Annotated in this window: 13 protein-coding genes and 1 pseudogene; 9 read left to right on the top strand and 5 right to left on the bottom strand. The window is 77.3% G+C overall.

Annotation, left to right across the window (positions count from 1 at the left end; translation table 11 throughout):
* Nucleotides 1–56: 56 nt before the first annotated feature.
* Complete coding sequence (locus JOD57_RS00890; protein WP_204690161.1) at nucleotides 57–1379, top strand: ATP-dependent 6-phosphofructokinase; 1323 nt, start codon at nucleotides 57–59, stop codon at nucleotides 1377–1379.
* An 85-nt stretch (nucleotides 1380–1464) separates the two neighbouring features.
* Here the strand turns inward: JOD57_RS00890 and JOD57_RS26590 are convergent, their stop codons facing one another.
* Together JOD57_RS26590 and JOD57_RS00880 are read right to left on the bottom strand one after the other, a co-directional pair.
* Nucleotides 1465–2238: a PadR family transcriptional regulator gene (locus tag JOD57_RS26590; protein WP_204690160.1), complete on the bottom strand. Its 774-nt coding sequence runs from the start codon at nucleotides 2236–2238 to the stop codon at nucleotides 1465–1467.
* 288 nt (nucleotides 2239–2526) lie between these two features.
* Nucleotides 2527–3012, bottom strand: a complete 486-nt coding sequence (locus JOD57_RS00880; RefSeq protein WP_239568009.1) for a VanZ family protein — start codon at nucleotides 3010–3012, stop codon at nucleotides 2527–2529.
* Nucleotides 3013–3126: 114 nt separating this feature from the next.
* Between JOD57_RS00880 and JOD57_RS24955 the strand changes: the two are divergent.
* The 4 genes and pseudogenes from JOD57_RS24955 to JOD57_RS00865 form a co-directional block, all read left to right on the top strand.
* Nucleotides 3127–3657: pseudogene (locus tag JOD57_RS24955) on the top strand (DUF4956 domain-containing protein); the annotation flags it as partial.
* A gap of 170 nt (nucleotides 3658–3827) precedes the next feature.
* The gene (locus JOD57_RS24950; protein WP_239573220.1) at nucleotides 3828–3992 is read left to right on the top strand and encodes a hypothetical protein; all 165 of its coding nucleotides are present in this window, start codon (nucleotides 3828–3830) and stop codon (nucleotides 3990–3992) included.
* Nucleotides 3993–4212: 220 nt separating this feature from the next.
* On the top strand, nucleotides 4213–4791 hold the full coding sequence (locus JOD57_RS00870) for a hypothetical protein (protein WP_204690158.1): 579 nt from the start codon (nucleotides 4213–4215) through the stop codon (nucleotides 4789–4791).
* 168 nt (nucleotides 4792–4959) lie between these two features.
* Nucleotides 4960–5385, top strand: a complete 426-nt coding sequence (locus tag JOD57_RS00865; RefSeq protein ID WP_204690157.1) for a hypothetical protein — start codon at nucleotides 4960–4962, stop codon at nucleotides 5383–5385.
* A 60-nt stretch (nucleotides 5386–5445) separates the two neighbouring features.
* Here the strand turns inward: JOD57_RS00865 and JOD57_RS00860 are convergent, their stop codons facing one another.
* Nucleotides 5446–5736, bottom strand: a complete 291-nt coding sequence (locus tag JOD57_RS00860) for a DUF1540 domain-containing protein (RefSeq protein WP_204690156.1) — start codon at nucleotides 5734–5736, stop codon at nucleotides 5446–5448.
* Nucleotides 5737–5964: 228 nt separating this feature from the next.
* Here JOD57_RS00860 and JOD57_RS00855 point away from each other — a divergent pair, with 228 nt between their 5' ends.
* Complete coding sequence (locus JOD57_RS00855) at nucleotides 5965–6561, top strand: P-loop nucleotide/nucleoside kinase family protein (RefSeq protein ID WP_204690155.1); 597 nt, start codon at nucleotides 5965–5967, stop codon at nucleotides 6559–6561.
* Between the two features lie 3 nt (nucleotides 6562–6564).
* Here JOD57_RS00855 and JOD57_RS00850 read toward each other — a convergent pair whose 3' ends face one another.
* Nucleotides 6565–9087: an HAD-IC family P-type ATPase gene (locus tag JOD57_RS00850; RefSeq protein ID WP_204690154.1), complete on the bottom strand. Its 2523-nt coding sequence runs from the start codon at nucleotides 9085–9087 to the stop codon at nucleotides 6565–6567.
* A 113-nt stretch (nucleotides 9088–9200) separates the two neighbouring features.
* On the opposite strand from JOD57_RS00850, the gene JOD57_RS00845 reads away from it, so the two are divergent.
* A complete protein-coding gene (locus tag JOD57_RS00845; protein ID WP_204690153.1) occupies nucleotides 9201–10784 on the top strand; it encodes a sensor histidine kinase in 1584 nt (527 codons plus the stop codon).
* Nucleotides 10785–10881: 97 nt separating this feature from the next.
* Here JOD57_RS00845 and JOD57_RS00840 read toward each other — a convergent pair whose 3' ends face one another.
* Nucleotides 10882–11091: a hypothetical protein gene (locus JOD57_RS00840; RefSeq protein ID WP_204690152.1), complete on the bottom strand. Its 210-nt coding sequence runs from the start codon at nucleotides 11089–11091 to the stop codon at nucleotides 10882–10884.
* 263 nt (nucleotides 11092–11354) lie between these two features.
* On the opposite strand from JOD57_RS00840, the gene JOD57_RS00835 reads away from it, so the two are divergent.
* Together JOD57_RS00835 and JOD57_RS00830 are read left to right on the top strand one after the other, a co-directional pair.
* Entirely contained in the window at nucleotides 11355–12245 is an 891-nt protein-coding gene (locus JOD57_RS00835; RefSeq protein WP_204690151.1) for a PP2C family protein-serine/threonine phosphatase, read from the top strand.
* A gap of 175 nt (nucleotides 12246–12420) precedes the next feature.
* Nucleotides 12421–14505, top strand: a complete 2085-nt coding sequence (locus JOD57_RS00830; RefSeq protein ID WP_204690150.1) for an elongation factor G-like protein EF-G2 — start codon at nucleotides 12421–12423, stop codon at nucleotides 14503–14505.
* The last annotated feature ends 40 nt before the right edge of the window (nucleotides 14506–14545 follow it).

Genomic DNA, 14545 nt, shown 5'->3' with positions numbered 1-14545 from the left:
CGCGCGACACGCACCCAGTCGTCATGACGACTGGGTGCGTGTGGGAGCGTCCTCCCATGGTCGACCACGCGGACCTCGCCGTCCGCACGCTGGGCCCCTGCCGCATCGACTCCCCGCTCGCCCCGAGGCTGGGCGCGCGCGAGACGACGCAGCACTCCGTCGTCGAGGAGGACCGCATCCTCTTCGACGACACGATCTCCATGATCGGGTCGCGGGGGGTGCCGCTGGACCAGCTGCCGAGCCTCGAGCCCGGCGGTCCCCGCAAGAAGATCTACTTCGACCCCGCCAAGACCCGCGTCGGCATCGTCACCTGCGGCGGGCTGTGCCCCGGCCTCAACGACGTCATCCGCGGGCTGGTGCTCGAGCTGAGCCGGCACTACGGCGTCCGGCGGATCGTCGGCTTCCGCAACGGCTACCGCGGTTTCATCCCCGAGTTCGGCGAGGACGTCCTCGACCTCTCGCCCCAGGTCGTCATGCACATCGACGACGAGGGCGGCACGATCCTCGGCACCTCCCGGGGCAAGCAGGACCCCGAGGCGATCGTCGACGCGCTGGAGCGCCTCAACATCAACATCCTGTTCGTCATCGGCGGCGACGGGACCATCCGCGGGGCCATGGACGTCGTCTCCGAGGTCGAGGAGCGCGGGCTGAAGGTCGCCGTCGTCGGCATCCCCAAGACCATCGACAACGACATCCCCTACATCGACCAGAGCTTCGGCTTCCAGACGGCGATGTCGGAGGCCACCAAGTCCATCCACGCCGCCAGCGTCGAGGCCCGCTCGGCGCCCGGCGGCATCGGCCTGGTCAAGCTCATGGGCCGGCACTCGGGCTTCATCGCCTGCTACTCGACCCTGGCCAAGGACGACGCCGACTACGTCCTCATCCCCGAGGTGCCCTTCGCCCTCGACGGCGAGCACGGGTTCCTGGAGAACCTGCGGCACCGGGTGGAGGAGCGGGGGCACGCCGTCGTCGTGGTCGCCGAGGGGGCGGGGCAGGAGCACGTCGAGGGGGAGGAGCCCGGCCGGGACGCGTCGGGCAACGTGCGCTTCGGCGACATCGGCCGGCTGCTGCGCCGGAAGGTCGTCGAGCACCTCGACGCGCACGGCGTGGAGAACAACGTGCGCTACTTCGACCCGAGCTACGCCATCCGCAGCGTGCCGGCCAACCCCTACGACAGCGCCTACTGCCTGCGCCTGGCGCACGCGGCGGTGCACGCGGCGATGGCCGGGCGCACGGAGGTGATCGTCGCCCGCCGTCGGCGCCGCTTCGTGCACCTGCCGATGTCGCTGGCGGTCAGCCGCCGCAACCACGTCGACCCGCTCGGCGACCTGTGGATGTCGGTGCTGGAGGCCACCGGGCAGCCCGTCCGCTTCGGGTGAGCCCCAGCGGGGCCGGGCCCCGGACGCGGCCCGCCGCGGCGCTCCCGACGGGAGCGCTACGGCGGGCGGGGTGGGACGCGCCGGGTCAGGCCCCGGGGGTCTCGGCGGTGCCCGTGGCGCCAGGGCCCCCCGGCCCGTCGGCGAGCAGCAGGTAGAGCGAGCGGCGTGCCTCGGCGAGGACGGCGGCGGCCGCGGTGAGCTGCGCCTCGGAGCCCGTCCGGCCCACCTGGCGCACGGCACCGTGGACCTCCTCGAGCAGGCCGCGCAGGTCCGGGCCGGCCGCGCCGCCCCGAGCGCCGCCGAACGGGTCGGGCCAGGTGGCGCGGCGCTCCTCGACGTGTGCGCGGCCGGCCTCGGTGAGCGTCACGAGCTTGCGGCCGGCGTCGGCGGTGACGGTGGCCAGCCCCTCGTCCTCCAGCGCGCTGATGGTCGGGTAGACCGCGCCGGGGCTGGGGGTCCACCGCCCGCCGCTGCGCTCGGCGATGGCCTGCATGAGCTGGTAGCCGTGCATCGGCTGCTCGGCGAGCAGCAGCAGGACGGCGGTGCGGACGTCACCACGCGGCGCGCGCCCGCGGCCGCCGCCGCGGCGACCGCGCCAGCCGCCCTCGGGACCGCCGGGGCCGCCGGGGCCGCCGAAGCCGCCAGGGCCGAACCCCCGTGGGCCGAAGCCGCGGGTCCCGGGGTCTCCGGCCTCGGGACCGCCGGGGCCGGCGAAGCCGAAGCCACCCGGGCCGAAACCGCGGTCCCGACCGTGCGCGCCGCGCTCGTGGGGGTGGTGTCCGTGCGGCCGGTGCTGGTGACCGCCGCGGCCGGGGTGCCAGGGGCCGGGACGGCCCTCGGGGCTGGGGAAGGGGGACACGGGGACTCCTCTGTGTCGGTTGATGACGCTAACGATATATCGTGAGCCGTCTTCCGTCCAGCGTCGGATCGGTCCCGGCCTCCCGGCGCCCGGTCCTGGGCGCCGGGAGGCCGGCCAGCGGACGACGGCGGCGCGCTGCGTCGGGTGGCTGCCGGCCACGAGCAGTGCCTCGGTGGCGAGCTCGACCACGAGCAGGGTCGGGCCCGGCCCGGTCAGGACGGCGAGCAGCAGGTGGCCGGCGGCGAGCAGGCCGGCCGCGGGCGCGGCGTGGCGGGCCGCCACCGCGCCTCACGCCGTGCTGTCGGTGCCGGTCCGGTCGGCGGCGGCCACCAGCAGCCCGGCGAGGACGGCGCCGGCCGCGTTGAGCAGCGCGTCGACCGGGGACACCACCCGGCCCAGCGGCAGGAGGAACTGCAGCACCTCGATCGTGCCGCCGGCGGCCAGGGCCGCGACCGCCAGCCGGGCCGGGTGTGCCAGCGCGGGCCACAGCCGCACGGCCAGCGCGGCGGGGACGGCGAGCAGCAGCAGGTTGCCGACCAGCTGCAGCAGCGTGGTCGGGGACGCGAGCCCGGTGAGGTACCAGTGCAGCTCGGTGAGGGGCGCGCCCCACGCCCACCCGGAGCCCTCGGGCACGAGGGTCAGCGACGCCACGACCGCCAGCGCGAGGGCCAGCGCGGCGCCCAGGAGGAGGCGCCGGCCCGGCGCCTCCGGCACGGGGCGCGCGGTGCCGGGACGGTCGAGGACGAGCACGGGGGAGCAGGGGTCGGCGGCCATGGCCCCACGGTGCCCCCGGCGGCCGACGCCCTCCTGGACGCCGCCTGGGAGCCGGCTGGGAGGACGGCCTGCCGGAGCGGGCACTCACAGCGACCTCGGAGGCGACGCACGGTGATGCCCCGTCCGCGGCCCGCAACCTCCTCGTCGTCCCGCCGTCGACCCCGGGGAAGCCGGATGTCACCCCTCGCACTCTCCGCCGCCGACCTCGCCGCCATCGGCGTCCTGACGTTCGGCGTCTCCTTCCCGCGCCACCGCCGCCGTGACCTGGTCGTGGCCTACCTCGGCGTGGACGTCGGCGTCCTCGCCGTCTCCGCCGCGCTGAGCAGCAGCGGCGTCGGCGCCGGCCGGGGTCCCGGCCTCTTCGGCGTCCTGTCGATCGTCCGACTGCGCTCCACCGAGCTCGACCAGCACGAGGTCGCCCACTACGTCGCCGCCCTGGCGCTGGGCCCGCTCGGCGGCCGGGGCGACGGCGCGCCCACCCTGACCGCCGCGCTCGTGGCGCTGGTCGTCGCGGTGATGTGGGCCGCCGGGCACCTCCGCCTGCCGTGCCGTTATCGCCAACACCTCATCGCTATAGACATCGGGGTCACCGACGAGCCGACCCTCGTCGGCCACCTGGAGGCCCTGCTGGGCGCTCGCGTGCACCAGGTGACCGTGCAGCGCGTCGAGCTGGTCAACGACACCACCTGGGTCGACGTCCGGTTCGAGCAGCTCCCCGAGCGGGCGTCCGCGGCCGTCGCGGCAGAGGCGCGGCCACCCTGGACCCCACCGTCCCCGAGGGCATCGTCGTCCCCGTCGTCGCCCCCGACGGCACGGTGCTGGCCACCTGCACCACCCAGGTCGAGTCCTCCTCGCTGGTGTACTCCTCGGCCGACGTCCAGAGCGGCGGCGAGTACACCGTGGTCGGCGGCGGCACCGCCTCCGGCGAGGAGGTGGGCGGCCTGACGGACGAGGGGACGCCGGTGACGACGAGCTCGTGACCGCCACCGCGGGGGAGGCGCTCGCGGGCGGCCCGGGCGGCGGGCAGGGGGAGGGGTGTGCCGAGCACGAGGACGCGCAGGCGCGAGGGATGGGCGTCCGGTCGGCTCCTGCCCGCGGGTCCACAGCTGTGCCGTGGGACGTTGACAGCTTCGTCACAGGGAGAGGCGCCATCCTGGTGGCGAAGGCCGGAGAGCCCGGCCGCCGGACAAGGAGTCTCCCGTGCGCAAGAAGATCGTCCTCGCCACCACCGCCGGTGCGCTGACCCTGACCGGCCTGGCCTTCGCGGTGCCCGCGATGGCCGAGGAGGACCCTGCCTCGACGACCACGGAGACCTCCGCCGAGGACCGCATCCGCGACGCCCTGGAGGACCTGGTCACCGACGGCTCGATCACCCAGGAGCAGGCCGACGAGGTGGCCACCACGCTCGGCGACGCCGGCTTCGGCGGCCACGGCTGGTGGCACGGCGGCGGCGACCTCTCCGTCGTAGCCGAGACGCTGGGCCTGAGCGAGGACGAGCTGCGCACCGCCCTGGAAGCCGACGGGGCCAGCCTGGCCAGCGTGGCCGAGTCCCAGGGCGTGGCCGTCGAGGACCTCGTCGCCGCGCTCACCGCGGCCGTCCAGGAGCGCATCGCCGCCGCCGTGGAGGACGGCCGGCTCACGCAGGAGCAGGCCGACGAGCGGACCGCCGACCTCGAGACCTGGATCACCGAGCGGGTGAACGCGACCGACGCCGACGACGACGGGTGGCGCGGCGGTCGCGGTGGCCCCTGGTGGGGCCACGACGGCGACGACGACTGACGTCGGCTCCCCATCCCGGCCGGCGACCCCGGCCGACCGTCCCGTACGCCGAGCGGCGTCGCCCCGTCCCGGGCGGCGCCGCTCGGCCGTTCCTGCCGCCGGATCCGGGCTGGACGAGTCCCGGTGCGTGAGGTTAGCCTCGCCTCACCGGAACCCGAGGGGGCGGATGTGGGACTGCGACTGCCGGTCGGCGACGTGACCGTGCTGCTGGGGCCGCCCGGCGCCCGGCGCGGCGTCATGAGCGCGCTCGACGACGCCAGCGGCCGCTGCGCCTCCGGGCACGCCTCGGTGCGGGTGCACCGGCTGGCCGCCCACGCCAGCGACGGCGTCCACGAGCGGCTCGACGCGATCGAGGCCGTCGCCGGCCAGGGCGCCACGATCGTGCTCGTCGACCGCTTCACCGACGGGCTGGCCGCCCCCGATCGCCGCCGCCTGCTGGCCGCGCTGCGGCCGGTGGCCACCGCGGGCCGCGCGGTCCTGGTCGACGACGCCGACCCGGTCGCCGCCCTGGCCGTGGCCGACGGTGCGCTGCGCGCCGACCCCGCGGGCGGGCTGGCTCCCGAGCCGCTCGGGATCGACGCCCTGGCCTCCTAGGGGACCCCGGCGCCCCGGCGCCTCACGTGCTCGGCGCGGGACCCGCTGCCGGGTCAGGGCCTAGCGGGCCTCGTAGGTCAGGCAGTCGGCCGCGTCGGCCTCGGGCCCGACGCTGATCCCCGGGGCGGTGCACTCGAGCTTGTCGTTGTGCCTGCAGTCGGAGCGGTGGCAGGCGCCGACCATCCCGTTGCGGGTCATCCCGCCGCGGAAGCTGATCTCCACGAAGGTCCCGCAGTGGGCGTGGTCGCCGCCGACGGTGATGGCCCCGGCGTGGCAGTTGTGCTCGGAGTTGTAGGAGCAGCTGCTCACTGCGCAGTCCTGCACCGAGGGCATGTCCTGGAGAGAGGTCATGCGTCTGAGGCTGGCAGGTCCCCGACGAGCCCGCCAGCCAACTGAGGCTTGCCTGACCTGCGCCGACGGCCTCCGCCGGGGTCCCCGCCGGAGTCCCCGACAGGCCCCGCGCACCGGGGCCGGCGGGCACGTTCGGCGCCTCCCGGTCGTCTTCCCAGCGACCGCCCAGCGGCCTCCCGGCTCCCGCCGAGGACGGCAGAGCACCGTGGCCGTCAGGAGGTGGGGGAGATGACCGGGTCGACCGGGGCGCTGCCGCGCCCGGGCCTGTCCGAGCCCGTGCCGGACGCGCCCGCGCTGGTGGTGGTCGGCGGGCTGCCCGGCAGCGGGAAGACCACGCTGCTGCGCCGCGTGCTCGCCCGCGACGTGCCCGGCGTCGTCGGCGTGGACTCCGAGCAGGTCGCCGAGCGGCTGCGCGGGGCCGCGGCGCTCCTGCCCTACCGCCTGCTGCGCCCGCTGGTGCACGGCGCGCACCGCCTGCGCGCCCTGCGGGTCCTCGCCGGGCCGGTGCCGGTCGTCGTCCTCACCGACCCCTGGACCAGCCCGTGGTGGCGCTGGGCCGTGCTCCGGGTCGCGCGGCGCGCCGGCCGCGCGGTGCGACTGGTGCTGCTGGACACCTCGCCGGAGGACGCCGCCGACGGCCAGCGGGTCCGCGGCCGGGCGATCCCGCCCGGGCGGATGCGCCGGCACGCCGCCCGGTGGGAGCACGTGCAGCAGGCGCTGGCGGAGGCCGCCGGGCCCGGCGGGGCCGACGACGTCCTCGTCGTCGACCGGGAGCAGGCCGCGCGCATCCCCCTCGGCGAGGTCCTGGGCCGGATCGACGGCTGAGCGTCAGCTCCCCTGCGGGGCGAGGCCCAGCGCCCGCTCCAGCAGCCGGAACCGGTACACGGCGGTGAGGATCGCGAACCACAGCAGCAGCGCCGGCAGCACGGTGCGGAAGACCGGGTCGGCGGCGTCGGTGAGGCCGAAGTAGCTGGTGAGCACCGGCACGAACAGCAGCGCGGTGAACGCCACGACCAGCCCCACCACGAGCAGCGCCGGGCGCCGGTCGCCGTCGGGGCGGGTCCACGAGGCGAAGAACCGGTTCGGCGGGCGCAGGAACAGGATGAGCAGGAACGCTGCGTAGGACACGAACGTCGACAGCCCCGTCTGCGCGCCGATGGTGGCCGCGGCCTCGGCGAACCCGACGTCGCTGGAGGACACGCCGGTGTAGCGCTCGAAGTCGGCGATGCCGTCGGCGGGCACGTGGTCGCTGCTGAAGAACCCGAGGACCCCGGTGTAGAGCGTGGCGTACACGGCGACGCCGCCGGCCGCGGTGACCACCATCGCCGGGACCACGAAGCGCCACAGCGTGGTGAGCAGCTGGGGGTCCGGGCGCTTCGGGCGGGCCCAGGTGGTGAGGAACAGCGTGGGGACGCCGACGGTGAGCAGCGTGAGCCCGACCTGCGCGGGGGAGTAGGGGAAGCCGAGTCCCAGCATGGTGACGGCGACGATCACCAGGCCCTGGGTGCCGACCCGGGCGAGGAAGACCTGCATCGAGGTCCCGATGCCGGTGATGATCCGGCGGCCCTCCCGCTGCGCGGGCAGGAGGGCGCCGATCGCGTCCTCGGTGAGCACGATGTCGGCCACGTCGCGGGTCACCGCGCTGCCGCTGCGCATGGCCACGCCGACCTGCGCCCGCTTGAGCGCACGGGCGTCGTTGACCCCGTCGCCGATCATCGCGACGTAGCGGCCCTGCCGGCGCAGCGAGTCGACCAGCCGTTCCTTCTGCTCGGGGGCGACCCGGCCGAACACCGCGGTGCGCGCCACGAGCGCGTCGAGCTCCGGGTCGGACAGGGCGGCGAGCTCGGCGCCGGTCGCCGGCTCCCCGGCGGCCAGCCCGGCCTGCCGCGCCAGGGCCGCGACGGTCAGCGGGTCGTCGCCGGAGACCACCTTCAGGTCGATGCCGTCGGCGGCGAACCGGGCGATCGTCTCAGGCACGCCGGGGCGCAGCTCGTCGGCCAGCACGACGACGGCCAGCGGCTCGAGGGCGGGCAGGCGGGAGCGGCCGGCGTCGTCGCGCAGCGGCGCCGCGGGGTCGACGGGGCGGGCGGCGACCAGCACCCGCAGGCCCTGCGACGTCCGCGCGGTGACGGCCTCGGTCAGCGGCGCTCCGGACAGCGCCGGTGCGAGGCTGTCCGGCGCGCCCAGCACCAGCACGCCGTCGTCGGTGCGCACCGCGCTCCACCGCAGCGCCGAGGAGAACGGGACCTCCTCCCGCACCGGCCGTTCCTCGCCGGGCAGCGCCGCCGCCAGGGCCGCGGTGGTCAGGTTCGCCGCGGCGGTGCTGCGGGCCGCCGTCCCGACGAGGCGCTCCACCTCCGCCGCCGGCAGCGACCCGACCGGCACGACCTCGGCCAGGCTGAGCCGGCCGGTGGTGAGCGTGCCGGTCTTGTCGGTGCAGACGACGTCGACGTTGCTGATCGACTCCACGGCGTTGACCTGCTGCACGAGCGCGCCGTCGCGGGCGCTCGCGGCGGCGCCGATGGTGTAGGCCAGCGCGACGAGGAAGAACAGGCCGTAGGGCACCAGGCCGGACAGCACGGCGGTGGTCTGCACGACCCGCACCAGCGAGAAGCCCTCGAGCGCGGCCTGCAGCAGGATCGTCGCGCTCATCAGCCCGACCAGCACCATCACCAGCCGCACGACGAAGTCGATCCTCCGCTGCAGCGGGGTGGCGTCGGTGCTCACCCGCCGCACGTCGGCGGTCAGCCGGGAGGCGTAGCTCGCCGCGCCGACGTCCCGGGCCAGCTGCCACCCCTCGCCCCCGGCGCAGAAGCTGCCCGACAGCAGGTCGTCGCCCGGGCCCCGGGGCAGCGCCTCGGACTCGCCGGTGAGCAGCGACTCGTCGACCTCCACGGCGCCCTCGAGCAGCGGGCCGTCGACGACCACCTGGTCGCCGGGGCGCACGTGCAGCACGTCGCCGCGCACGACCTCGTCGGGGACCACCTCGACGTCGCGGCCGTCGCGGACCACCGTCACCCGGCCGCGGGAGAGCAGCTGCAGCCGGTCGAGCTTGCGCCGCGCGCGGATCTCCTGGACGGCGCTGATCGCCGCGTTGACCAGGCCCAGGCCGACGCTGGTGACCGCGTCGCTGTAGCGGCCCAGCGCCAGCAGCGCGGCGCCGATGGTGAACAGCACGGTGTTGAAGAAGTTGAAGACGTTGGTGCGCACGATCCTCGCGTAGCCGCGGGTGGAGCCGCGCGGGGCGGCGTTGCCCTCCCCGCGGCGGTACCGCGCCTGGGCCTCGGCCTGGGTCAGGCCCCAGCTCGGAGCTGCGGTGCCGGTGTCGCGAGGGGTCCCCGTCTGCTGCACGGTAGGAACCCTGACAGGCCGCACCGGTCGCAGCGCGGTGGCGGGCCGGGCGTCCAGCCGGTTCCATCCCGCCGTCCAGGTGATCCCCAGCCGCCGCGCGGACTCTGGCCGCCATGACGAGTGGTCCCCGCAGGCGGTGGTCGCTGCGGACCCGGCTGCTGTGGGCGTTCCTCGTGCCCCTGGCGGTGGTCCTGGCCGTCGTCGGGGTCGTGGCCACCACCGCCGTCCGCGGGGAGCTCGTCGACCAGGTCGACACCCGGTTGGCCGCCGCCGTCGCCCGCTCGGCGTCGGCCGACCGCGCGCCCGGCGGCGGGTACGGCCAGGACGGCGGTGCCCAGGGCGGCGGTGCTCAGGGCGGCGGTGCCCAGGACGGGGACGGGCCGGACTTCCTGCTCGCCCCCGGCCAGGGCGACGGCACGCTCGGCGCCCGCGTCGAGGACGGCACGGTCACCGAGGCCGCCGTCATCGACGTCGACGGCGACGGCGAGCGGCTGACGGCATCCCAGACCGCCGCGCTGGCCCGCGCGCTGGCCGCGGTGCCCGCCGACGGCGTCGCGCGCACCGTGGACCTCGGCGGCCGGGGGGACTACCGCGTCGTCGCCACACCGGCCGGGGGCGGCGAGGCGATCGTCACCGGCCTGCCGCTGGCCTCCGCCGAGGCCGCGGTGCTGCGCCTGGTCGTCGTCGGGGTGGCCGCCGGGCTGCTCGGGCTGCTCGCCGCGGGCGCCGTCGGGACGGTCGTCGTCGGCCGCACGCTGCGCCCGCTGCACCGGGTGGCCGCCACCGCCGGCCGCGTCGCCGCCCTGCCGCTGTCCAGCGGCGAGGTGCGGCTGCCCGACCGGGTGCCGCCGGCCGACACCGACCCGCGCACCGAGGTCGGCCGGGTCGGCGCGGCGCTCAACCGGCTGCTGGACTCGGTGGAGTCGGCCATCGCCGCCCGGCAGGCCTCGGAGACGCGGCTGCGCCGGTTCGTCGCCGACGCCAGCCACGAGCTGCGCACCCCGGTCACGTCCATCCGGGGGTACACCGAGCTGGTCCGCCGGCGCGGCGGCCTGCCCGAGGACGTCGACGCCCCGCTGCGCCGGGTGGAGGCGGAGGCGGTGCGCATGTCCGGGCTGGTCGACGACCTGCTCCTGCTGGCCCGCCTCGACGCCGGCCGGGAGCTGGTGGCCGGCGAGGTCGACCTCACCGGGCTGGTCCTCGACGCGGTCAGCGACGCGCACGCCGCCGGGCCGGACCACCGGTGGCGGGTCGACCTGCCCGGCGCCGCCGTCCTCGTCCCCGGGGACACCGCGCGGCTGCACCAGGTGCTGGCCAACCTGCTGGCCAACGTGCGCACGCACACGCCGGCCGGGACGACGGCGACCACCCGGCTGCGTGCCGAGGACGGGCACGCCGTGCTCGAGGTCGCCGACGACGGCCCGGGCATCCCCGCCGACCTGGTGGGCGGGGTGTTCGAGCGCTTCGCCCGCGGCGACTCCTCGCGCTCGCGGGCCGGCGGCAGCACCGGCCTCGGCCTGGCGATCGTGCAGGGCGTCGTCACCGGGCACGGCGGCACGGTCGGCGTCGACAGCGTCCCGGGCCGGACCGTCGTCACGGTGCGGCTGCCGGGTGCCACGGTGGCCGAGCCCGACCCCGACGTGGACGTCCCGGCCGAGGACGCCGACACGGCCGCGGGGGCAGCCACGATCAGGTGACCTGATCGTGGCGCGTCCTCCCCGGCCGCCCACCGTGGGGGAGGACGCGCTGCGGCGAGGGAGGACGAGGGTGGACCCACCGGAGCGGCCCGGCGGGTCAGGCGGGCACGAGCCGCCGGCAGTCGGGGCAGGGGTCGGCCGAGCCGAGCCCGCGGCGCCCGGACCACGCACCCTGGACGACGGCGACCGGCGTCCCGCACGCGGCCACCCACGGCGGCGGGCCGTCGGCGGCCTGCCGCGGGACGGCGTGTGCCCGGTCGCTCTCCTGGTCCCGGCCCGCCGCGTGGCCGCCGGCTGCGCTCGTCACCACGCCAGTCTCGCCCCAGCGCGCGACCCCGGCCTCGACCCGCTCACCACCTCCACGGACCACACCGAGGACCACTGCGTGAAGTCCTTCGGCCCCGGCCAGGAGGCCCGGACGGGCAACGCCTGGGAGGCCTACCGCGCGCCGCGCGGCCGACCCTCCCGGCCGCGCCGTCCGGGCACCGCACGCCGCCCGCGGGGAGCACCCCGCGGGCGGCGTGCGGCGTCCGGGTCCGGGACGCGCCTGCGCGCGCCATGCTGTCCGGCGTGACCGCCCCGTCCACCCCGCTGCCGTGGTTCCCGGCAGCCGAGGCGCCCGGCGGGACGACCGTGCCGGTCCGGCGACCGGCCGCCGGCGCGCTCGACCGGCTGGTGCTCGACCCCGCGGCGGTCTCCCTGGCCGGCCCGCGCGGGGAGGACCAGGACGCCGGCTGGGCCGGACCGGCGCTGCTCGTCGTCGCCGACGGGGTCGGCGGCGGATCGGGGGGAGCGCAGGCCGCCCGCCTGGCCGTCGACGAGGTCAGCCGGCGGGCCGCCGCGGCGCGCGAGACCGGCGCCGACGCCGCACCCGACGCGGGCCTGGCCGCGGCGGTCGCCGCCGCCGACGCCGCCATCCGCGCCGCCGCCGCGGGCGACCGCGCCCTGACCGGCATGGCCACCACGTGCACCGCCGCCGTCCTCACCCGCGACGGCCGCGTCGTCGTCGCGCACGTCGGCGACAGCCGCGCGCACCTGCTCCGGGGCGGCGTCCTCACCCGGCTGACCACCGACCACACCCTGGTGCAGGCCCTCGTCGCCTCCGGGGAGCTCACCGCCGAGGAGGCCGCGGTCTCACCGATGCGCTCGGTGCTGCTGCGCGCGCTCGGCGGGTCGGCCGACCCCGGGCCCGCCGACCTGCTCGCCGTCCGCGCGGAACCGGGCGACCGCCTGCTGGTGTGCTCCGACGGCCTGTCCGGGGTCGTGCCGGCCGACACCCTGCAGCGGGTGCTCACCGCCGAGCGGCGCCCCGCGGCCGCCGCCGCCCGGCTGCTCCTCGCCGCGCTGGCGGCCGGCACCAGGGACGACGTCACCGCGGCCGTCGGCGACGTCATCCCCGCCGGCTGGGCGAGCACCAGCGCGCAGGTGGTCGTCGGCTCCGCCGCGCCGCCGCCGGGCTGACCCGGCGCGCCCGGGGGTCTTGCCCGGGCCACGCGGCGGGAGGCAGGGTGTGACACGAGACACATCCCGTGACCGACCCGGGAGGCCCCCGTGCCCGACCCAGCAGTCGACAGGACCGATCCCGAGGGCGGTGGACCCGGCCGCCCGGCCGGGCACGAGCGGCCGGGCGGCCTCCGTGGCTAGGGACGTCGTCCCCGCGCCGGCCCCGCGCGAGCCCGCCCGGGTCCGCAACGTGGCGCTGGTCGGCCACGCCGGCGCCGGCAAGACGACCCTCGCCGAGGCCCTGCTCGTGGCCACCGGCGCCCTGCCGCGCATGGGCCGGGTCGAGGAGGGCACCACCTGCCTCGACAGCGACGACGTCGAGGTCCGCCAGCAGCGCTCGGTCACCCTGGGCGTGGCCACCGTCGAGCACGCCGGCACCCGCATCACCCTGCTCGACACCCCGGGCAGCCCCGACTTCGTGGGCGAGCTGCGGGCCGGGCTGCGCGCCGCGGACGCCGCGCTGTTCGTCGTCTCCGCCGTCGGCGGCGTGGACGCGGCCACCGTCCAGCTGTGGGGGGAGTGCGCGGCGGTCGGCATGCCGCGCGCCGTCGTGGTCACCCAGCTCGACCGCGCCCGCGCCGACGTCGAGGAGACCGTGCGGCTGTGCCGGCAGGAGCTCGGCGACGGCGTGGCATCGCTGCACCTGGTCGCCCGCGGCCCCGGCGGCTCGGTGAGCGGGCTGGTCTCGCTGCTCGAGCCGCACGTCGACGACGACACGCCGGGCCTGGAGGAGGCCGACCGGCTGCGCGCGGAGCTCATCGAGGGCGTCATCGGCGAGAGCGAGGACGAGACCCTCATGGACCGCTACCTCGCCGGGGAGGAGCTGTCGGTCACCGACCTCGTCGCCGACCTGGAGACCGCCGTCGCCCGCGGCTCGTTCCACCCCGTGCTGTGCGTGGCCCCGCTGGCCGGGATCGGCGTGACCGAGCTGCTCGACCTGCTCGTGGCGGCCTTCCCGTGTCCCTGCGAGCACGGCTGCCCGCCGGTCACCCGTCCGGACGGCCGCCCGGCGCCGGCGCTGACCTGCGACCCCGGCGGCCCGCTGGTGGCCGAGGTGGTCAAGACGACGACCGACCCCTACCTCGGCCGCGTCTCCCTGCTGCGGGTGTTCTCCGGCACGCTCACCCCCGACACCCCGGTGCACGTGTCCGGCCACGGCGGCGCGGAGCGCGGTCACCCCGACCACGACGCCGACGAGCGCGTCGGAGCGGTCTCCTCCCCGCTGGGGGCGGTGCTGCGGCCGGTCCCGTCCGCCCCGGCCGGCGACGTCTGCGCGGTGGTCCGGCTGACCTCGGCCGAGACCGGCGACACGCTGTCCTCGCCCGGCGACCCCCGGCTGGTCCCGCCGTGGGAGCTGCCGGTGCCCCAGCACCCGGTCGCGGTCGAGGCCGCCTCGCGCAGCGACGAGGACCGGCTGGGCCCGGCGCTGGCCCGGCTGGCCGCCGAGGACCCGACGCTGCGCGTCGAGCGCTCCCGCGACACCGGGCAGCTGCTGCTGTGGTGCGTGGGGGAGGCCCACGGCGAGGTGCTGCTCGAGCGGCTGCGCACCCGGCACGGCGTGGCCGTGACGACGGTGCCGGTGCGGGTGCCGATGGTCGAGACCCTCGGCGGCCCGGCCCGCGCCACCGGCCGGCTGGTCAAGCAGTCCGGCGGCCACGGCCAGTACGCCGTCGTGGTGGTGGAGGCCGAGCCCGGGCCGCCGGGGTCGGGCATCTCCTTCGAGCAGCGGGTGGTGGGCGGCGCGGTGCCCTCGCAGTACCACGGCAGCGTGGAGAAGGGGATCCGCGCGCAGGCCGCCAATGGGGTCAACGGCGACCGGCCGCTGGTCGACGTCCGGTTCGTGCTCGTCGACGGCAAGGCGCACTCGGTGGACTCCTCCGACGCCGCCTTCCAGTCCGCGGGGGCGCTTGCGGTGCGGGAGCTGGCCGCGGCGGCGGGCACGAAGGTGCTCGAACCGTGGTGCGAGGTCGAGGTCGTCGTCCCGGCCGAGCACGTCGGCGCGGTGATGAGCGACCTCTCCGCCCGCCGCGCCCGGGTCACCGGCAGCGACGCCGACCCCACCCGCGACCGCACCACCGTCCGCGCGGAGGTGCCCGAGGTGGAGCTGCTCGGCTACGCGGGGGCACTGCGCTCGGTCAGCCACGGCACCGGCTCCTTCAGCCGGCGGCCGCTGGGTCACGAGCCGGCGCCGGCGTCACTGGTCGCCGTCCCCGCCTGAGCGGCCCGTCCCGGGCACCGCCGCGAGCCCGCGGCGGGGG

Source organism: Geodermatophilus bullaregiensis (assembly GCF_016907675.1).
Taxonomy (GTDB): Bacteria; Actinomycetota; Actinomycetes; order Mycobacteriales; family Geodermatophilaceae; genus Geodermatophilus; species Geodermatophilus bullaregiensis.
The sequence above is the reverse complement of the archived record's forward strand: the minus strand, read 5'-3'. Positions and strand labels throughout refer to the sequence as shown.